We start from the raw sequence: 18,982 nt of genomic DNA, 5'->3' as shown, positions 1-18,982 counted from the left end.
TCTTTCATTTTTTTGCTTGTAACGCACGCAATTTCAAGAATTGCACTGCATATACCGACTTTGCATCATAGATTTGATGCTCGGCAACCATTTTTTCTGCTTCCGCAACCGTTGCGGAGCTTAACTCAAGAAATTCATCGGGATCCAAATGTTGTTTGCCTTCGATCAGTGTATCGGTGAAGTAAACATGAAGCAGTTCATCAGAAAAACCGGGTGATGAATAAAACGAAGCAACCTTTTCCATCTTTTTACAGCGATAGCCGGTTTCTTCTTCCAACTCGCGCATTGCGGAGTCATCGGGATCTTCATGAGGTTCCAGTTTGCCTGCTGGTATTTCATAGATCACTTGATCCAGCGGATAGCGGTATTGGCGAACAAGAAGCAGTTTGCCTTCCTTATTCACTGCGATAATCGCTACGGCCCCCGGGTGCTTCACAACTTCACGCGTGGACGATTTGCCATTAGGCAGCTCCACCTCATCCAAAAATAAATGCACAATTCGTCCCTTGAAAATTTCCTTTGAACGCTTCTTTGTCTCAGTTAAGCCATCCATAACAACACATCCTTATTCTCATTCAGCGCTTGACCGCCCAGCTTAATGTCATGCTAATTTTACCACAATCCGCAAAATACTTAATACAAATTTATGGTCACAAACCATTCCCTCTGGTTATTCCTGTCGGCTATTTATTTACTGGCTAGTTCTCTGAAGCTGTTGCGGTATCTCAGCAATGATGACACTCAGCGTCGTATCGTTTCTGCTCATTGCAAGCGTGCTTTGCGTCCTAAAATCCAAAATTTTAATTAATTCGCTTTATCTTGCGTGGTAAGACATTGGCTGTAGCAGAAGCAGCCGGTTTCATGATCATTCACCATACCTGATGCTTGCATGAATGCATAACAAATGGTTTCACCCACAAATTTAAATCCTCGCTGTTTCAGCGCTTTGCTCATCAGAAGTGATGCCTTGCTCGATGCCGGGATCGCTTCTGCTTCTTTGTAATGATGTATGATCGGTGTACCTCCGGTGAAGGACCATAGAAAATCACTGAATGACTGTTGTTTTTCAAGTGCTAGATACATTTGCGCATTCGTAATCATTGCTTTAATTTTCAAGCGGTTGCGAATGATGCCCTTATTCTTCATCAAATGTTCGATTTTTTGCTCCGAATACGCGGACATCCGTTTCGGATCGAAGTGGTCAAAGGCCTCTCTGAAACTGCTGCGTCGTTTCAATATCGTAATCCAGCTTAATCCTGCCTGCATGCCTTCAAGACAAAGCAGTTCAAACAATTCCTGAGAATCATACTTGGGACGCCCCCATTCAAAATCATGGTAGGCAACATAATCGGGATCTGCGCTTACCCATGCACAGCGCTGTTTAACGTCCTCACATCTTTTTGTCACGTGATGAGCCTCCGTTTTAGTCAATGATTGTCGTTTTAAAAATTGCATGCATGTGCTCAAGAAATCGTTCATGCTGATCTGTAAACGTTGCCATACCTTTATTGTATGCAATTGTCGCATAACCTCTTGAATAAGCACCGTACGCAGTCAGAAAATCACAAATATCCGTGCAGACACCAACCAATTGAACGGTATCAACTTCATATTGCTTCAGCAGTTGATCGAGATTGGTGCGGATGAAGGCGTCATATTCAGGCTTCGGTATAAAGTGAACCTTTTGTTGCTGCTTATGAGTGACATACCATTCGCCAAGAGAGCCATAGAGATGTGCCCCCCACGTTCCTTTCACATTGTGGACCGGCCAGAGATTAAAATGAGCATCGTTGGCTTCATGCGCATCCATGCAAAAGAAAATCGGCTTTCCCGTTTCGTTGAATTGATCGGCAAGTTTGACGATAAAAGGGACAATTTTTTGAGCCGGTTTTCCAGCACTCAGCCCTCCTTGATCATGGACAAAATCATTACTCATATCAATGATAAGCAATGCATCTCTACTCATCAGCAATACCTCCCTTTTTTTATGGATAACTCTACTTTATCATGAGCCGCCGAGGAGAAAAAAGTGCTCAGCTCCTTTATTGCCGCCCTGCAAACGGCTTTTTTCCATCAACCTTGTGCTAGAACGGCATTCAGCTCCCCGCCGTCAGCCAGTCCCAAATCATAAACTTTCTTTGCTTACAAACCATGCGAACGACTTTACGCCGTCCGCATGGTTTATGCCTGCTCTATTAGTATATTCTGACTTTGAGCCGAATGCCGACATGGGTCAATGATGCCCGTGATGGGCACAATCCGATCGGCAGGTATTGAAATGAACACTCTCAATCTGAATGGTTGAATGATCCAGTCGATAATGTGAAAGAAGCGTTTCCACGTGTCGCAGTAATTCATCGCGATCCACACCATCCTTTGCTGTCAAATGACAGCTGAGCGACAAAAATTCGGAAGTGATCGTCCAAATATGCAGATCATGAATTCCATCAACGCCATCGATTGCTGTGATTTCTTGGCGTATCTTTTCGATATCAAGATGATCCGGCTTTGCCTCCATCAGGATATTAATCGAATCCCTTAAAATGCTCCAGCTGCTTTTAATAATGATCAGTGAAACAACAATACTTGCAATCGGATCTGCAAGATTCCACCCAAAAAGAAAAATCAGCACCGCTGCAGCAATCGCGCCGAGCGACCCAAGCAGGTCGCCAAGCACATGTAAGAATGCGCTATGCACATTAAGATTATCCTCCGAGCCGCCATGCAAGATACGTGCAACAACAAGATTGACCAAAAGCCCGATACAAGCGATCACCATCATTTCAAAGCTTGCGACCTCGACAGGCGCGTTAATCCGTGAGATTGCCTCAACGACGATCCAAACCGAGATCAACAATAATAAAGCACCATTAAATAAAGCTGCAAGAATTTCAAACCGTTTATAACCAAACGTTTTACGATTATTAACCGAAGCTCGATTGCCAACTAAGATGGCTGTATAGCTTAAACCGAGTGAAATTGCGTCACTGAGCATATGTCCCGCATCAGAAAGCAGTGCCAAACTACCGCTCACATAGCCGCCAATCGCCTCGACGATCATAAACCCGCTTATGATGATAAAACTGATCAATAGCGCCCTTTGATTTGCCGCGTGGTGATGAACATGATGATCCTTTTTTTCGTGATGCACTATGTCTTTCCCCAAGTCTGACTCACCTCTTCTTTCCCAAGAAAACTGCCTGAAATCAGTGAATACAGGTAACATCGTTTCTATGTTCAGTATCATCATTTTCCGATGTACTGTCAATCGTATCTTATCTTATTCACTACACATGGAACACTTTTTGCTATACTAATAGCAAAATAATTTATGAAACGAGTTGATTGTCATGTCTGTTCATTCGATTCATCATTGTGCCGTCATTTGTACGAATTACGAACGATCCAAGCAATTTTATGTTTCTGTTTTAGGACTGAAGGTGATCCACGAAACCTATCGGCAGGAACGCGATTCGTATAAATTGGATCTTGCTGTCGGCGACAGCGGCGCTCAAATCGAGCTGTTCTCCTTTCCAAACCCTCCCAAACGTCCCACCCATCCGGAAGCATCCGGACTCAGACATTTAGCATTTGCCGTTCAAGACATCGAGGCGTCGGTTCACATGCTGAGCGCAAAAGGTGTGGCAACCGAAGCGATTCGTGTGGATCCCTTTACAAAGAAACGTTTTACGTTTTTTAGAGACCCCGATGATTTGCCGCTTGAACTCTATGAGTTATGAATTTTCCTTCTTTTGACGTGACATGTTAGAATAAGATGAATTTGATATGATCCAGTTAAGGAGGACTACATTTTGAGCATACATATTGAAGCAAAGTCCGGTGAGATTGCTGATCGCATTCTGCTTCCCGGTGATCCTTTACGTGCAAAATATATTGCGGAAACCTATCTTAAGGACGCAAAGCAATACAATAACGTCCGCGGCATGCTCGGTTTTACAGGGAGCTATAAGGGAAAACGTATCTCTGTTCAAGGGACAGGAATGGGTATTCCGTCTATTTCTATTTATGTTAACGAGCTGATTCGTGATTATGGCGTTAAAAAACTAATCCGCGTCGGTACCTGCGGCGGTGTCCAGAAAGGGATTCATGTTCGGGACGTTATTCTCGCAATGTCGGCAACGACAGATTCAGCGGTTAATCGCGGCATCTTTCCAGAAATCAACTTTGCGCCAACTGCAGACTTTTCGCTGCTCCATAAGGCGTATACGGTTGGGAAAAAACTTGGTGTACCGCTGCGCGCCGGTAATGTACTTTCTGCTGATGTCTTCTACCGCGATAGTATGGAACTCGTCAAGAAATTAGGGGAATACGGCGTCCTTGCTGTTGAGATGGAAACATCAGCGCTTTACACATTAGCAGCAAAATACGGTGTTCAAGCGCTGACCGTTCTCACCGTCAGCGATCATATATTCTCAGATGAACCGGACACTACAGCGGCAGAACGACAGACGACCTTTAACGAGATGATCCACATCGCTCTTGAAACGGCTGTCACTGACTAACAGAAAAGGATTAGAAAAAAGCAATGATCCGTAACCAACGTACAGATCATTGCTTTTTTACTGTTTTTCGTCAGCACTGAAATAATCCTCAATAATTTTCAACTGGTTTTTTAATAAGGTACTTGGCAGCTCGTCTTTGCTGCGGAATTCGAACGTTTCCGATTCATTCGGATCGATCAGCCACTTTCCTTCAAAGGACTGCGCCTTGTATGCAATCGTTACCGGATAATATTGATCGCCGTTTTCGGCAACCGCAGGCGTGCGTACCCCTGAATAAATATTGAAAAGTTTAAGGCCGCTCACGGTCAAGCCGGTTTCTTCCTTAACCTCACGAACTGCCGTCTCTTCCGCAGATTCCCCCAACTCCATAAGTCCGCCAGGCAGCCCCCAGCTTTCTTTCGGATAGTTCCGTTTTTGCAATAATAATCGATTCTGATGATCAGCAATTAAAACGACGGAACCAACCAAGATTAACGGTTGATGCCCAATCATTTCGCGCAATTTCTGAATATAGCCCATGCGTCCGCCTCCTTAGTTTAGTGTATCATAGAGGTTCACTCAAAGTGCATCGCGTTCTGCACAATCAAAGCTCATTGTTTGCGCAACTGAAACAGCTTATAAAGCCGCGTGATAATCACTTTGCAGACTGCGTATACAGGAATAGCAAGCAACATGCCAACAATTCCCGCTAAATTTCCGGCAACGAGCAGCAAACAAATGATCGTCAGCGGATGTATGTCCAGCTTCCTTCCCATCACAAGCGGTGAAATCACATCTCCTTCAATCTGCTGAACAACGGTCACTCCAACAATAACGTAGATTGCTAAAACAGGGGACTGAATAAAAGCAACGATAACAGCAGGTATTGTCGCAATGAATGAACCGATAAACGGAATAACATTCGTAAATAAAATAACAAGCGCAAGGACAAGCGAATAATGCAGTCCGATAATCAAGTACCATATATAAATAAATACAAAATCGAAGAGCAGCACAATCATCTGTCCCTGTATGTATCCGCTCAACGTTGCATCCATATCGGTCAAAATTTCACGCGCTTTTTCTTGATGCTCGTCAGGAATAAATTTCATCAATCCCCGGAACATTCGGTCGCTGTCTTTTAAAAAGTAAAACAAAATAAATGGTATGGTCGCAATGATCAATACCGTGCCCGTAATCGATTGAATAATCGTTAATACATTATTACCAATTGAAGTCGCAATGGTGGATAATGAACGAGAAAACCGGTTGGCAAAATCAAGGTATGGAATTTGATCTAAGTGCAATTTAAAAAATGTATCGCTCTTCTGAAAGTTTACCAGTTGTTCACTCAGTTGCTGGACCAATGCCGGCATACTTGTTATCAATGACAAAAATTGATTATATAAGAGCGGTCCAAAATAGAGAACAAGAAGTGTAATCAATCCAATACCGGCTAAATAAATGATTAGGATGGCGATAACTTTCGGTATTTTTAGACGAACCAATCCACGTACAAGTGGACGGAGCAGATAATAAAGAAGTCCCGAAATAATCAGCGGTGTAGCAAGTGAAGTAAACAGCACCCCTAACGGTTGTAAAATAAAGGTTAACTTTGAACCAACCATTAAGATTACTAGAGTGATCAGAACCCATACGGCAAAACGAAAGTATTTTGAGTTTGGCATTAAAATTCCCCTATCTTCTCTTCCAAAAAATATAGATGCTACGCTCACATTGTACCCTACTTTTCACATTATTATCCAATATAAATCGATTTCATAGGGATAATTACTTTGATGCGGGGTTTCCCATTAACCTGCTCCGTTTCCTTTATGCTGGCATTCACCGCGGCACAGACCATGACACATCCCGTCGCTGATCCCCCAGGAGTCTTGCACCTCGTACTTGGTTCATCATTTATACCTGTAAGAGGGTGTCTCAAAGTCCGTTTCAACTTTGAGACACCCTCTTGATTGATTAATCTTAAGTTTCTCATAAAACGAGTTTAAAAGGCGCTTGCAAATTTGCTTTTACCGTTGCAAGGAATGCTGCTGCTGGCGCACCGTCAACGGCACGGTGGTCAAAGGTGAGGCTGAGCGGCATGACCCTGCGCTTTTGCAGTTCATCATCAACATAGACCGGCTGCTGAGTGATCGTTCCGACTCCGAGAATCCCTACTTCCGGAGGATTAATCACCGGAGTAAAGAAACCGACACCGTAAGTGCCCAACGAAGTTATCGTAAAGGTTGAACCGCTCAACTGGAGTTGATTCAATTCGCTGCCGCGTGCAGCCTTACTTGCTTTTCTAATCTCTCGTGAAATCGTACTCAATGATTTTTGATCAGCCCCATGAATCACCGGAACGACAAGACCTTCATCGAGTGCAACCGCAATACCAAGATGTACATGATCAAAGGTTGTAATCGTATCGCCTTCATAGAGACTATTCATGTATTTGTGTTCAAGCAACGCATTGATCGCTGCTTTTGCAATAAAATCGGTGATCGTTAACCGTACCTCATCATTGATTGGATAAGCTTCTCGCGCTTTCTTTTGGAAAGCAATCAAATCAGTGACATCAACAGTGGCCTGTAAGGTGAGCTGCGCGGTCTGTTGAAGACTATTAAACATCCGATCCGAAATGACTTTCCTCATACCCGTCACTTTTTTGGCTGTCCCTGCGGATTGCGCTGCCGGTGGTGTCGGGGTATTTACTGGGGCAGCCTCCGTTTGTACACCAGGTTCTTGTTCTTTCTTAATTTGAGCCGCTGCAACATCCGCTTTTGTGATTCTTCCCATCGGGCCAGTGCCTTGAACGGTTGCCAAATCAACCCCTGCTGATTTCGCTAATCGACGGGCAGCTGGCGATACGCGCAGCCGCGGTTCTGTTGCGCCATCCGGCACTTGTGGGGACGGCACAGGGGTTGCGACAGCTGGAACGTCCTTTTCTTGTTCAGCAGGCTGAGGCGCGTTTGCTTGACTTGTTTGAACGGTTTCGCCCGGGGCACCAATATAGCCCACAGGATGTCCGATAGGTACAATATCATCCGCCTCGGCCTCAATATCAATGAGCACACCGTCTTCGGGTGCTTCAAGATCTTTTTCAATTTTATCTGAACTAATTGAAACGACAGGCTCTCCTTTTTTGACTGAATCGCCTTTTTGTTTCAGCCATTCAACCACTGTTCCTTCTTCCATACCCATGCCCATTTTAGGCATGATGATTTCTACCGCCATTTTCACTCGCTCCTTTCAGATGAAAGTCAGGATATGTGACACTTTTGCAGCACATGCTCCCAATCCTATCGTTCGAAAATTTTACAAAGCTGAGAATACATGTTCACCGACCATTTCTCGGAATGCTTCGATGATCTTCTCAGGTGTCGGCATATACAGCTTTTCGAGTGGTGGCGAAAATGGAACCGGAGCATGAGGCGCGGTTACCCGTTTAATCGGTGCATCCAGATAATCGAATGCTTTGTCACCAACAATTGCCGCGATATCGGTAGCCGCACTGCAGCGCGGATAGGCTTCATCGACAATAATTAGACGGCCCGTCTTCTGCACCGATTTAATAATGGTGTCTTCATCAAGCGGAGACAACGTTCTTGGATCAATCACTTCCGTTTCAAAACCTTTTTTCGCCAATTGATCGGCTGCCTTCAAGGCGGTATAAACCTGCTTTCCAAGTCCGACAATGGTTAAATCCTTACCGGAACGTTTGATTTCCGCCTTTCCAAATGGAAGGGTATAGAAGCCTTCGCCAACTTCTCCTTTCATTCCATAAAGTGTTTTATCTTCAAAAACAATAACCGGATCATCATCAAAAATCGCACTGAGGAGCAGGCCTTTCATGTCGTAAGGGTTTGAAGGGATCACAACTTTCAACCCCGGAATATGAGTGAAAAGTGCATAAAGGCTTTGTGAGTGCTGCGCTGCAGCGTTGAATCCAGCGCCGTCGATTGTTCGGATCGTCAGCGGAACCTTTGCTTTGCCGCCAAACATGTAGTGGAACTTGGCTGCCTGATTCATCACTTCATCCAAACAGCTACCGATAAAGTCGTTAAACATTAATTCCGAAATCGGACGCAAACCGGTTACCGCAGCCGAAACGGCAGCACCCATATAACCGGATTCAGCAATCGGTGTATCGATCACACGGTCACGACCAAATTCTTCAACAATTCCCTTTGTTACACCAAAAACGCCGCCCCAGGCCCCTTCATCCTGAAGATGATCAACCTCGGCTCCGCCGGCAACGTCTTCACCAATCAAGACAACGCTTTCATCTTTTCGCATCGCAAAGCGAATCGCATCATTAATTGCATCTGAATAACTCATCTTTACTGCCATTGCAAGCACCTCCAGATTGATCCAATTAGATTAGTATGAGACATAAACATCGGTGGTCACTTCGTGATCATCAGGAAACGGACTTTCTTCACTGAATTTTATCGCGTGTTCCACCGCTTTTTTTACGGAGTTATCGATCGTTTTTATCTCTCCCTCAGTCAACAGATCATTTTCCTTTGCAAAGGTTTGAAATCGAACAATGGCATCATCTTCAGTCATCGCTTTTTTTTGCTGGTCGGCATCTTTATACGTTTGCGTATCGCCTTCGAAATGTCCGAAATCGCGATAGGTCATGCATTCAAGAATTGTCGGCCCTTCCCCATTACGTGCACGTTCCACTGCTTTGCCTGCGGCTTCATATACAGCCGACAAATCTTTTCCATCCACAGTTTCGCCCGCAATTCGATAGACGTTCGCAAAGTCCGAAATCCGTTCCGCTGCTGCCGCATAGTCGAAGGTCGACGCCTCTCCAAACCCGTTATTTTCACAAACGAAGAGTACTGGAAGCTTCCAAATAGCAGCCATATTCACAGCCTCATGGAATGTACCGTGATTGCTGGCGCCATCACCAAAAAAGCACACCGCAACATTCTTCGTTTTTTTCACTTTAGCAGTAAGTCCAGCACCAATCGCTAAAGGCAGTCCGGCACCAACAATGCCGTTTGCCCCAAGCATTCCTTTAGAAACGTCGGCAATGTGCATGGAACCGCCTTTCCCTTTGCACAGACCTGTCGATCGTCCATAGATTTCTGCCATCATTCCATCTAAGTCACAGCCTTTTGCAATACAATGCCCGTGACCGCGGTGTGTGCTTGTAATACTGTCGCTATCCGTTAGATGCGCACACACGCCGACCGCTACCGCTTCTTCGCCGGCGTACAAATGAACGAAACCAGGAATTTCACCTTTCGCAAAAATATCATGTACTGCTGTTTCAAATTGACGGATCTCTTGCATTTTCGTATAAATCCATTTCGCCTTTTCAACGGTCATGTCTTTTGCGGATGCCTCAGTTTGCATTCTGACTCCTCCCGTCATATAGCACTTACAGCAATGATGTAAGCGTTTTCTTACTATATAATCATACTCTATTTTTGCTTCCGATGCAAAATATTTATATGCGACTGCTTGCCGCTTTTTCACTTCATTCGTAAAAAAGGGCCGCACACCTTTTCGAAAACTGCAGGAACGCATTGATATACCTTTGAGCCAATCCCCATATACCACGGAAGATTTAATGTCCGTTTATTTTTGCCTACAGCATGCAAAATACGTTCGGCTGTGTGGCGCGGATCAAGCATGAATCGGTCGACGCGCTTCCGATAATTACCCGTTGGATCCGCATTGTTCATGAACGGTGTACGGATTGGTCCAGGATTTACAACCGTTACATGAACACCCGCTTCTTCAAGTTCCATACGTACGCCGTTCGCAAAACCGATCACGGCGTGCTTCGTTGCACCATAAACAACAGACTTCGGTGTCGTTATAATCCCCGCCTGAGAAGCAATCATAACGATGGAGCCGCATTTTTGCGCTTCCATCGCTTGAGCAGCCTCATGTGTGCAATAAATAAGCCCGCGTACATTGACTGCAATCATTTGATCAATTTCCTCCGTATTCATTTCAGTAAGCGGCTGAAAATAGCCGACGCCCGCACAATTGATCAGCAGATCGATGCGCTTAAATTTTTCCATGATTGCCTGAAACGTTAAATGAACCTGTTTTGCATCAGTAATGTCTAATGATTCATAAACCGCACGGCCGCCTGATTGTTCGATTTTATCTTTTAAGGTTTTCAATTTTGCTGTGCTGCGGGCAAGCATAATGATATGCGCACCATTGGCGGCACACAGAATGGACAGTTCCCTGCCAAGTCCGCTGGATGCCCCGGTGATGACAACCATTTTATTCGTTAATTTCATAAAGTTCCACCTCAGAGTAAGTACGCATTGTACCGTTTTACCATTTCTATTATTATAGAGAGTTTATAACAATGCAAAACAATTTAGCAATGAGCAGTGTCCGAAAAAGAAATCTTCTGATTTGGACAGATCCAAGGCAGACTTTTTAATCGTGACAAAATTGTAGCTTATGTAAGGGCTTTCAAAAATAATGGAATATTTTTAATATTTTGTTGTAACATTTACTGACACCGTATGTTATAATTACTACATCATAAAGAAGGGGGCATTCATTTAATGAAAGCAACAGATGCAATTACATTTAGTTTGGATTCATTATGGGTAATGGTTGCAGCAATCTTAGTTCTCCTTATGCAAGCTGGTTTTGCATTTCTTGAAGCAGGATCACTGCAAAGCAAAAATGCGGGCCATATTACCGGTAAGCAAATTATTACGCTTGCACTTTCTTCAATTGTTTATTGGGCGGTTGGTTACGGCATCGCTTTCGGTGATGGTAATGCATTCATTGGAACTTCTAAATTTTTCTTAAGCGGTGTTCCAAGCGGCTATGATTCTATTTTCTTCTTGTTCCAACTCGCATTTGCCGCTGTATCTCTTGCGATTGCATGGGGCGGCTTTGCAGAACGTGCAAAACTGGCTGTTTACTTTGTCTTTGGCACAGTCTTTGTTGCCATTATTTATCCAGTCGTCGGACACTGGGTATGGGGCGGCGGCTGGTTGAGCACGCTCGGCATGCAGGATTTTGCTGGATCAACAGTCGTTCACCTTCAAGGTGCGACTGCTGCGCTAATCGGTACACTTCTCCTTGGACCGAGAATCGGAAAATTTGTTGATGGAAAAGCAAAAACAATCCCGGCTCACAACATTCCTTTTGTTTTCCTTGGTACATTCATCCTTTGGATCGGCTGGTTTGGATTTAATGCCGGAAGCACGGTATCCACGGGTGTCGCAACTTCTGGATACGGTCAGTTCTTCGGCTATGTTGCTTTAACAACGAACTTGGCAGCAGCAGCCGGTGCACTTGGTGCTTTGTTTGCAGCAATGATCCTATCGAAGAAAGCAGATATCGGTGCAATGTGTAACGGCGTGCTTGCAGCGCTCGTAGCGATCACTGCTTCCTGTGCGTTCGTTGAACCATGGGCAGCAATCGTAATCGGAGCTGTTGCCGGTGCCTTTACTTACTGGACTTCAATCTTCCTTGAAAGCAAAGGACTCGATGATCCGATTTACGCATTCTCTGTTCATGGTATTTCGGGTGTTATCGGTACACTTTCTACCGGATTCTTTGCAGCACCGAAGCTTGTTGAACTGGCCGGAGTCGGCAAACCGGGTCTCTTCTACGGCGGCGGTCTCTATCAATTAGGCGTTCAAGCACTTGGTGTAATCGCAGCATTCGCTTTCGTAGCTGTCGCTTCCTTGATTGTGCTCTCAATCATCAAAGCAACCATCGGTCTTCGTGTATCCGCGGAAGCTGAAAAAGCGGGTCTTGATATCAGCGAACACGGTGCTTACGGCTATGGCGAAACTGAAGGAAAATAACTAAAAATACTTAATAAATTATTAGATACACAAAAAAAGATTCCCTTATGTGGGAATCTTTTTTTGTGTATCATCAATTGAAAGCTAAGGTTCGGCGATTATTTCCGATCCTAATCTCGTTCTATTGATTAAGATCGTTGCTGATAAGGCAACTCAAAAGTCCAGAAATCATGCGCTAAATAGGTCTGCTTAAAAACAGATTTAGCTTCTTTTAATAGTGCATGCTGTTCTTTTTTCTGGTATCTGGAACTTAAATGAGCCAAAATCAGCTGCTTCACCTCAGCTTTTTGCGCCATTTCCGCTGCTTGAATTGATGTTGAATGATGATAATCATGCGCCAAACGAGCACTTTGACCATTAAAGGTTGCTTCATGAACGAGCACATCCGCATGTTCGGCGAGATTAAGTGCAGCTTGACATGGCCGCGTATCGCCTAAAACCACCACATGGCGTCCCTTCTTTTTTTTGCCGATAAAAGGAGCGGTCTCTAGTGTTCGTCCATCAGGCAAGATCACTTGACTCTGTTCCTTAATTTTTTTGTAGATAGGACCCGGTCGAATACCAAGATCCATCAACTTATCAACAAGCAGTTCTCCAGGTTGGTCCTTCTCGGTAATCCTGTAACCAAGACTTTGAATCCCATGATCCAGTTCACATGCATGAACAATGAAATGTTCATTTTCATAAACCTTTCCCTTTGACTCAATCTCGTGAATCGCCAAGGGATAATGCAGATGTGTCCCTGAAACCTGAAGCGAAGTCTCAACAAAAGCTTTTAATCCCTTTGGTCCAATAAGTTCCAATGGATGTTCAGCACCTTGAAACGACCGGCTGCCTAGTATGCCTGGAAGGCCAAATAAATGATCTCCATGCAGATGCGTTACAAAAACAGCCGTTAATTTCGTTAATTTCACTGCCGTGTAGAGAATTTGCCGTTGCGTTCCCTCACCACAATCAAAGAGCCAGAGGTCACCATCGTATTCCGGGAAACTGAGTGCCATAGAAGTTACGTTTCTTTCCTTCGCCGGCATTCCCGCTCCGGTGCCTAAAAAAGTAAATTTCATTCTATCCATCCTTTGTCACGCGAACCTTCTTTATGTAGAGATCAACAACCGGAATCCGGAGACTCGGAACGTTTTTTATTCAGAAGACGTGTAGCAGGAAGCAGCGTATTTTCACCAAATTGATCATTGATTCGATCAATTAAGTCAACCAGCTCCTCGGTCTGAATGTCATTCTGATAAGAAAAAAGATCGAGCTGTTTTGTTGATTCACTAATCGCTTGAAACGATGCGAGCGTGATCCCAAGAAGCCGCACAGCCTCACCGCTCCAGTTGGCTTGGAAGACAGAAAAAGCCAGATTCAAGATCTCCTGCCTAGAACGCAAAGGCTGCATGGTGGACTTGTGCCGCGTAATTGTCTTCCAATCATGATAACGGATCATGACAACCAATTCGTAGCTTGCCACATGCTCCCGTTTTAATTTCATCTCAAGCTTGCCCGCTAATTGCTGCATTGTCTCATAAATCATTTTAAGATCAACGGTGTCATGAGATAAAGTCATTGAATGACCAATACTTTTATAACGGTCCCATGAATCCGGGTCAACCGGACGCACGTCCCATCCATTTGCAAAGTCATGCAGACGCCTGCCGTTTATTCCATATTTTCTTTCAATAGCATCAGGATTTCTTGCAGCCAGATCGCCGATCGTCTTGATTCCCGCTAAACTGAATTTCTCTTCAGTCTTTGGACCAACGCCATGCATTTTTCCAATAGGCAACGGCCATAGCGTTTGTGGGAGATCACGCTTACGTATCACGGTGATCCCCATTGGCTTTTTCCGATTAGATGCCATTTTTGCAAGAAATTTATTGGGGGCAATCCCTATGCTGCATGGCAAATGAAGTTCCTCTCGAATGCGGCTCTGGATCTCATTTGCCAAGTTCAGAGGATGCCTGCGATGAATCCAGTGGCTGACGTCAAGATACCCTTCATCAATGGAGGCTTTCTCTACAAGGTTCGTATAGTCTTTCAACATTGTAAATAGTTGCTCCGATGTCCTTCTATAGAGCGAGAAATCAGGATGACGAACAATGAGCTGCGGGCATTTTTGCTTCGCTTCGCGAACCGTCATGGTCGTTCGCACACCCATTTTTCTTGCTTCGTAACTGCTGGTTACGACGATCCCGTGCCGTTCCTCCGCTTTTCCGGCAATCGCCAACGGCTTGCCTCTCAATTCAGGATGATTTGCAATTTCCACTGATGCATAGAAGCTGTTCATATCAACATGAAAAATGACTCGTGCATTCGCCATCATCATTCTCCGTCCTTAGATATGATTTACCCTTCGTTCGTTGCCTGATCGATCAACGCAAGAACTAACTCACCTGTTTTCACAAGTTCTTCAATTGCAATTTTTTCCTTAACCGTATGAATTTCTTCATAGCCAACACCAAGGTTTACGGTTGGAAGTCCCTGACCGGAAATAACATTTGCATCACTGCCACCGCCGCTCTGAAGCAGTCTCGGCGTTCTTCCGATTGCATTGATTGCTCTTGTTGCGAGTTGAACAACACGGTCCTCACGGCCAAATCGGTAGCCCGGATACATGTATTCAGTATGCACGTCTGCCTTCCCGCCGTATTCGTTTGCAGCATCTTCAAAAGCGCGAGTCATGATCTCCGCTTGTTTTTCCATTTTTGACTGATTTAGTGAACGCGTTTCTGCGAGGACTTTTACATAATCACAGACAATATTAGTGGCTTGTCCACCTTCAAAACGACCAATGTTTGCAGTCGTTTCTCGGTCGATACGCCCGAGCGGCATGCGTGCAATCGCTTTTGCAGCAATGGAAATAGCCGAGATTCCTTTTTCAGGTTCAATGCCGGCATGTGCCGTCTTTCCATAGACTTCTGCCAACAGCTTCGTCTGAAAAGGAGCGGCGACAACAATATCGCCAACAGGTCCGTCACTGTCTAAAGCAAAACCATACTGCGCATGGACGAGCGATCGATCAAGCGCTTTTGCCCCGCGTAACCCGGACTCCTCGCCGACTGTAATAATGATTTGAACCTCGGCGTGATCTTTTTGATTTTCTTTAATGACTTGAATCGCTTCCAGAATCGCGGATACTCCTGCTTTATCGTCTGAACCAAGAATTGTCGTTCCATCAGAAGCAATGAACCCGTCTGCAATGACGGGCTTAATCCCTTTTCCGGGAACAACCGTATCCATATGTGTACTCAGTGCGATCGGTGTTCCTTTTATCGTACCGGGGAGTGTCGCGATTAAGTTGCTGGCACCATGTCCGGTTTTCTGTTGTGCCTGGTCTTCTTTTACATCTAAGCCCAAAGCCAACAATTTGTTTTTAAGGACTTTAAAAATCTGTCCTTCATTTCCTGTTTCCGAATCGACTTGAACGAGTTCACAAAAATTAGTAACCAAACGTTCTTGATTGATCAATCCATTCACCCACCTAGAAAACTTTTAAGAACCGATACGAGGTGCATCGGTTCGATCTCAATAGCCACTCTTATCATACCATACCTTTTTTAACCAAACGCGTTTAACTATTGAAAGCTTGGCGGATTATCTACTATAATAGTTAGGAAAAAGCAATGAAGGGAATTTAGGACATGCATAAGAAACTGTTTAAATTTATTGTTTACCTGATGATTGCTGCACTTGTACTTTCCTCAATATCCGCCTTCATTATTGCGATTGTCAGCAATTAAGCTTTATCCACTCTTATTGAGCAGTATTGTAAAACGCGTCCCCTTCTGATATTCACTTTGTACATGAATTTCTCCGTGATGCACATCGATAATTTTTTTCACAATGGACAAACCAAGTCCATTGCCTTCTTGACGCTTTGTCCGCGAGCGGTCCGCTTTATAGAATCGTTCAAATAAATGAACGAAATCTTCTTTTTTAATCCCAATCCCTGTGTCGGATAGACAGAACATAATTCGCCCATCGCGAATGCTCAATTCTACCTGTAGCTTCCCATGTTCCGGTGTAAATTTAATACTGTTGTGGATTAAGTTCATCCATACCTGGTTCATTAAATCAATATCCGCATCAATCGTAATCGGATCGAGCTCGATAGTCATATCTAGTGCTTTCTTTGTCCACTGCGGCTCAAGCGCAAGCAGGCAAGAACGAATTTGACGATCCAGTCGGTAGTTGGATAAACGAATCGGATGTTTAGTGTTTTCAAGTGCCGTTAATTTCATTAAGTTATCACTTAACTTCGATAAGCGATCCGCCTCTTTTTGAATGATATTTAAATAGTGCATCCGCTTATTCTCTGGCAAGCGATCATTCTCTAATGCACGGGCGAATCCTTTAATTGACGTCAACGGCGATTGAATTTCGTGAGAGACGTTTGAAATAAACTCCTGGCGCACTCGCTCCAATTGGCCAAGTTCCTTCGCCATATAATGCACGCTGTCAACCAACTGTACAAATGGATTATGCCGGCTTTTCTGATCCGTCGGCAGAGGAATGTCGAGATTGATTTCAAAATTTCCCTTTGCCATCTGCCTTATCGCTTGAATGATCGTTTGAAAGTAGCTGATTCGTTTCGGCTTCATATATTTTCCGACCTGAGCCATCACAAAAGCAAAAAGGGCCAATCCAAGCAATGCACTTGCAACATGCAAAAGGATTGGGTGAATGGCAACCCTAAGCCAAGAAAAAAACAGTTCAAGCAAGAAGTAAAACAAAACCCAGTAGACAACGATCGAAAGTAATAAAAGAATTGCCAGACTGTGTACCTTCAGTTTCGATGAGCATTGATTTTTCATTTACTTTCTTCCAATCGATAGCCCAAACCGCGGACTGTTTTAATTTCGAACCCGCTGGAAGCTGTACTGAATCGCTCGCGAAGTCGCTTAACATGCACATCAACCGTACGTTCATCGCCTTCATAATCGTAGCCCCAAATATTCTCGATCAAGTCATCACGGGTGAATGTGCGTCCGGGCGAACCGGCGAGCATAAAGAGAAGCTCGAATTCCTTTAAAGGGATCATAATGGATGCATCACCTTTGAAAATCGTGTAGGATTTTCGGTCTAAGATCAGACGCCCGACTTCAACGGTTTGCGATACGGAAACCTGATACCGTTTCAATAATGCTTTGACACGCATGACAAGTTCGATTGGTTCAAACGGTTTTACGAGATAATCATCTGCCCCCAGTTCAAAACCTTTCACTTTCTGCATTGTCTCTCCCTTTGCTGTCAGCATTAGAATCGGAATCTGCCATCGTTTGCGAACGCGCCTGCAAAACGTCCAGCCATCCATCTCCGGCATCATAATATCTAAGATGATCAAGCCCGCATTTTCCTGCTCAAGACGTTCAAGTCCCTGTTCTCCGTTTTCTGCTTCAATGCATGAAAAGTCCTCATTTTCAAGGAACACCGTGACAAGTTCACGGATATGAGGATCATCATCAACGACCAGAATTTTTTTCAAGGTCAACTGCAACTCCTTTACAACAACGATGTTCTTATTTTGAAACAAGACTATGAACAGAACATGAATCTGAACGATTCAGGGGTGCGTTTCATCCAAATCCGTCAAATCTTCGCAACAAAACGAGAAAATTTCGTTTTTATCTGCATGATCCGTGCACGGAACCCCCTTTTAATATGTTGAAAAAATCGCGGCTTGAGTTCCATAATGACAAGGCTGGCCAACACAAGAACGGCACCGACGTATTCATGGAATGACATATGCTCACCGTCTGCAAGAAACGCAAAGAAAACAGCAAAGATCGGTTCCAGCGTGAAAATAAGTCCCGCATGAAGCGATGTTGTATATCTTTGTGCAGCCGCCTGAAGCAAATAGCCTGCTGCACTGCAAAGCAGTCCAAGACCAAGTACAGAAATCCATACCGATGCAGAATCCGGCAAATGCGGCCGCTCAAAAGCAGCAGAAAAGACAAATGCGACCGCCGCTACAAACCCCATCTGATACATACTAAAAGGAATAATCTTTACGCGATGAATGATTCGACCGGTAATTTCGATATAAATTGCATTTAACAGCGCAGCGATGATCAGGAACAGCGAACCTGCATTTAAGCCAATTGAAGCGGCGCCGGTCAGCACATAAATCCCTAAAAGCGCGATCAGTGTACCACATAGAGCGCGTATTCCCGGAAGCTTTTTCACAATGCATGCATGAACAAGCGGTACAAAAACAACGGTCAAACTGACAAGAAAACCCGCTTTTGATGTAGAAACAGTTTTCATTCCATACATAATAAAGCTAAATACCCCGAGTAAAAGCACACTCTGGATCATGCTGAACAACACGGTCACCCAATCGATTTTTCCCAACATGCGAAAAAATAGAATGGCGGTCACTACAAATGCTACAAGAAAACGAAGTGCGATCAGATTAAATACCGCTAAACTTTCCATTCCTATTTTCATAAAAATATAGGAAGAACCCCAAAACATCGTCACAAGTACCAGAATAAGATCTGCTTTATGCTGACTCATCGCCCATCCCTCAACCGTCACATTTATTTATAAATTTAGTATACAAAGCATATTGTCATTAATAAACCTGAATTATTCATAGCCTAATTTGCTAACTGGCCAAAACGCTTTCCCCACAAGGAGATAACCCTTTTCGTTTTTTCA

The 18,982-nt window shown here is 44.2% G+C and carries 20 protein-coding genes; 4 read left to right on the top strand and 16 right to left on the bottom strand.

Annotated elements, in window-relative coordinates; translation table 11 throughout:
* Window positions 1-4: 4 nt before the first annotated feature.
* From AA84_RS0104850 to AA84_RS0104835, 4 genes are all read right to left on the bottom strand, one after another.
* Window positions 5-553, bottom strand: coding sequence for an NUDIX hydrolase (locus tag AA84_RS0104850; protein ID WP_028976269.1), 549 nt, complete (start codon window positions 551-553; stop codon window positions 5-7).
* Between the two features lie 251 nt (window positions 554-804).
* Complete coding sequence (locus AA84_RS0104845; protein WP_028976268.1) at window positions 805-1,407, bottom strand: DNA-3-methyladenine glycosylase I; 603 nt, start codon at window positions 1,405-1,407, stop codon at window positions 805-807.
* Window positions 1,408-1,423: 16 nt separating this feature from the next.
* Window positions 1,424-1,966, bottom strand: coding sequence for a cysteine hydrolase family protein (locus AA84_RS0104840; protein WP_028976267.1), 543 nt, complete (start codon window positions 1,964-1,966; stop codon window positions 1,424-1,426).
* Between the two features lie 267 nt (window positions 1,967-2,233).
* Entirely contained in the window at window positions 2,234-3,166 is a 933-nt protein-coding gene (locus AA84_RS0104835; RefSeq protein WP_223362498.1) for a cation diffusion facilitator family transporter, read from the bottom strand.
* Window positions 3,167-3,350: 184 nt separating this feature from the next.
* Between AA84_RS0104835 and gloA2 the strand changes: the two genes are divergently transcribed.
* Both gloA2 and deoD read left to right on the top strand, forming a co-directional pair.
* On the top strand, window positions 3,351-3,740 hold the full coding sequence (gene gloA2 / locus AA84_RS0104830) for an SMU1112c/YaeR family gloxylase I-like metalloprotein (RefSeq protein WP_010024835.1): 390 nt from the start codon (window positions 3,351-3,353) through the stop codon (window positions 3,738-3,740).
* 72 nt (window positions 3,741-3,812) lie between these two features.
* A complete protein-coding gene (gene deoD, locus AA84_RS0104825; protein ID WP_028976265.1) occupies window positions 3,813-4,523 on the top strand; it encodes a purine-nucleoside phosphorylase in 711 nt (236 codons plus the stop codon).
* Window positions 4,524-4,580: 57 nt separating this feature from the next.
* On the opposite strand, the gene AA84_RS0104820 is transcribed toward deoD, so the two are convergent.
* The 6 genes from AA84_RS0104820 to AA84_RS0104795 form a co-directional block, all read right to left on the bottom strand.
* Window positions 4,581-5,042 carry an NUDIX hydrolase gene (locus tag AA84_RS0104820; protein WP_028976264.1) on the bottom strand — a complete coding sequence of 154 codons (462 nt, stop codon included), beginning with the start codon at window positions 5,040-5,042 and terminating at the stop codon, window positions 4,581-4,583.
* A 71-nt stretch (window positions 5,043-5,113) separates the two neighbouring features.
* Window positions 5,114-6,190, bottom strand: a complete 1,077-nt coding sequence (locus tag AA84_RS0104815; protein ID WP_028976263.1) for an AI-2E family transporter — start codon at window positions 6,188-6,190, stop codon at window positions 5,114-5,116.
* A 307-nt stretch (window positions 6,191-6,497) separates the two neighbouring features.
* Window positions 6,498-7,742, bottom strand: a complete 1,245-nt coding sequence (locus AA84_RS0104810; RefSeq protein ID WP_028976262.1) for a dihydrolipoamide acetyltransferase family protein — start codon at window positions 7,740-7,742, stop codon at window positions 6,498-6,500.
* Between the two features lie 81 nt (window positions 7,743-7,823).
* Complete coding sequence (locus AA84_RS0104805; RefSeq protein ID WP_028976261.1) at window positions 7,824-8,858, bottom strand: alpha-ketoacid dehydrogenase subunit beta; 1,035 nt, start codon at window positions 8,856-8,858, stop codon at window positions 7,824-7,826.
* 30 nt (window positions 8,859-8,888) lie between these two features.
* The gene (locus AA84_RS0104800; protein WP_028976260.1) at window positions 8,889-9,878 is read right to left on the bottom strand and encodes a thiamine pyrophosphate-dependent dehydrogenase E1 component subunit alpha; all 990 of its coding nucleotides are present in this window, start codon (window positions 9,876-9,878) and stop codon (window positions 8,889-8,891) included.
* 119 nt (window positions 9,879-9,997) lie between these two features.
* Entirely contained in the window at window positions 9,998-10,783 is a 786-nt protein-coding gene (locus AA84_RS0104795; protein ID WP_028976259.1) for an SDR family NAD(P)-dependent oxidoreductase, read from the bottom strand.
* Window positions 10,784-11,059: 276 nt separating this feature from the next.
* Here AA84_RS0104795 and AA84_RS0104790 point away from each other — a divergent pair, with 276 nt between their 5' ends.
* The gene (locus tag AA84_RS0104790) at window positions 11,060-12,322 is read left to right on the top strand and encodes an ammonium transporter (protein ID WP_028976258.1); all 1,263 of its coding nucleotides are present in this window, start codon (window positions 11,060-11,062) and stop codon (window positions 12,320-12,322) included.
* 128 nt (window positions 12,323-12,450) lie between these two features.
* Here the strand turns inward: AA84_RS0104790 and rnz are convergent, their stop codons facing one another.
* Genes rnz through AA84_RS0104775 form a run of 3 tightly spaced genes read right to left on the bottom strand, consistent with a single transcriptional unit; the run spans window position 12,451 to window position 15,787 of the window.
* Window positions 12,451-13,386: a ribonuclease Z gene (rnz, locus tag AA84_RS0104785; RefSeq protein WP_028976257.1), complete on the bottom strand. Its 936-nt coding sequence runs from the start codon at window positions 13,384-13,386 to the stop codon at window positions 12,451-12,453.
* A 41-nt stretch (window positions 13,387-13,427) separates the two neighbouring features.
* On the bottom strand, window positions 13,428-14,639 hold the full coding sequence (locus AA84_RS17110; protein ID WP_037563001.1) for a DNA polymerase IV: 1,212 nt from the start codon (window positions 14,637-14,639) through the stop codon (window positions 13,428-13,430).
* A 26-nt stretch (window positions 14,640-14,665) separates the two neighbouring features.
* Window positions 14,666-15,787 (bottom strand): M20/M25/M40 family metallo-hydrolase, encoded by a 1,122-nt coding sequence (locus AA84_RS0104775; protein WP_028976256.1) that lies wholly within the window; start codon window positions 15,785-15,787, stop codon window positions 14,666-14,668.
* A gap of 173 nt (window positions 15,788-15,960) precedes the next feature.
* Here AA84_RS0104775 and prli42 point away from each other — a divergent pair, with 173 nt between their 5' ends.
* Window positions 15,961-16,059 (top strand): stressosome-associated protein Prli42, encoded by a 99-nt coding sequence (prli42, locus tag AA84_RS18810; protein ID WP_152080501.1) that lies wholly within the window; start codon window positions 15,961-15,963, stop codon window positions 16,057-16,059.
* Between the two features lie 3 nt (window positions 16,060-16,062).
* Here prli42 and AA84_RS0104765 read toward each other — a convergent pair whose 3' ends face one another.
* The 3 genes from AA84_RS0104765 to AA84_RS17105 all read right to left on the bottom strand — a co-directional run bounded on the left by AA84_RS0104765 (window position 16,063) and on the right by AA84_RS17105 (window position 18,838).
* Window positions 16,063-17,133 (bottom strand): sensor histidine kinase, encoded by a 1,071-nt coding sequence (locus AA84_RS0104765; protein ID WP_051575333.1) that lies wholly within the window; start codon window positions 17,131-17,133, stop codon window positions 16,063-16,065.
* The gene (locus AA84_RS0104760; RefSeq protein WP_010026391.1) at window positions 17,130-17,804 is read right to left on the bottom strand and encodes a response regulator transcription factor; all 675 of its coding nucleotides are present in this window, start codon (window positions 17,802-17,804) and stop codon (window positions 17,130-17,132) included. The genes AA84_RS0104765 and AA84_RS0104760 overlap by 4 nt, the downstream gene beginning before the upstream one ends.
* A gap of 104 nt (window positions 17,805-17,908) precedes the next feature.
* A complete protein-coding gene (locus AA84_RS17105) occupies window positions 17,909-18,838 on the bottom strand; it encodes a DMT family transporter (RefSeq protein WP_037562999.1) in 930 nt (309 codons plus the stop codon).
* Window positions 18,839-18,982: the final 144 nt, after the last annotated feature.

Origin of the sequence: Sporolactobacillus terrae DSM 11697 (assembly GCF_000648615.1) — a bacterium.
GTDB lineage: Bacteria > Bacillota > Bacilli > Bacillales > Sporolactobacillaceae > Sporolactobacillus > Sporolactobacillus terrae.
This window is presented reverse-complemented; position numbering and strand designations above follow the sequence as displayed.

Bases quoted from the DNA above. Each gene is read 5' to 3' on its own strand.
- AA84_RS17105 (WP_037562999.1), bottom strand. From the start codon at position 18,838: ATGAGTCAGCATAAAGCAGATCTTATTCTGGTACTTGTGACGATGTTT.
- AA84_RS0104820 (WP_028976264.1), bottom strand. From the start codon at position 5,042: ATGGGCTATATTCAGAAATTGCGCGAAATGATTGGGCATCAACCGTTA.
- AA84_RS0104815 (WP_028976263.1), bottom strand. From the start codon at position 6,190: ATGCCAAACTCAAAATACTTTCGTTTTGCCGTATGGGTTCTGATCACT.
- AA84_RS0104810 (WP_028976262.1), bottom strand. From the start codon at position 7,742: ATGGCGGTAGAAATCATCATGCCTAAAATGGGCATGGGTATGGAAGAA.
- AA84_RS0104850 (WP_028976269.1), bottom strand. From the start codon at position 553: ATGGATGGCTTAACTGAGACAAAGAAGCGTTCAAAGGAAATTTTCAAG.
- rnz (WP_028976257.1), bottom strand. From the start codon at position 13,386: ATGAAATTTACTTTTTTAGGCACCGGAGCGGGAATGCCGGCGAAGGAA.
- AA84_RS0104800 (WP_028976260.1), bottom strand. From the start codon at position 9,878: ATGCAAACTGAGGCATCCGCAAAAGACATGACCGTTGAAAAGGCGAAA.
- AA84_RS0104765 (WP_051575333.1), bottom strand. From the start codon at position 17,133: ATGAAAAATCAATGCTCATCGAAACTGAAGGTACACAGTCTGGCAATT.
- AA84_RS0104805 (WP_028976261.1), bottom strand. From the start codon at position 8,858: ATGGCAGTAAAGATGAGTTATTCAGATGCAATTAATGATGCGATTCGC.
- AA84_RS0104795 (WP_028976259.1), bottom strand. From the start codon at position 10,783: ATGAAATTAACGAATAAAATGGTTGTCATCACCGGGGCATCCAGCGGA.
- AA84_RS0104840 (WP_028976267.1), bottom strand. From the start codon at position 1,966: ATGAGTAGAGATGCATTGCTTATCATTGATATGAGTAATGATTTTGTC.
- gloA2 (WP_010024835.1), top strand. From the start codon at position 3,351: ATGTCTGTTCATTCGATTCATCATTGTGCCGTCATTTGTACGAATTAC.
- prli42 (WP_152080501.1), top strand. From the start codon at position 15,961: ATGCATAAGAAACTGTTTAAATTTATTGTTTACCTGATGATTGCTGCA.
- AA84_RS0104790 (WP_028976258.1), top strand. From the start codon at position 11,060: ATGAAAGCAACAGATGCAATTACATTTAGTTTGGATTCATTATGGGTA.
- AA84_RS17110 (WP_037563001.1), bottom strand. From the start codon at position 14,639: ATGGCGAATGCACGAGTCATTTTTCATGTTGATATGAACAGCTTCTAT.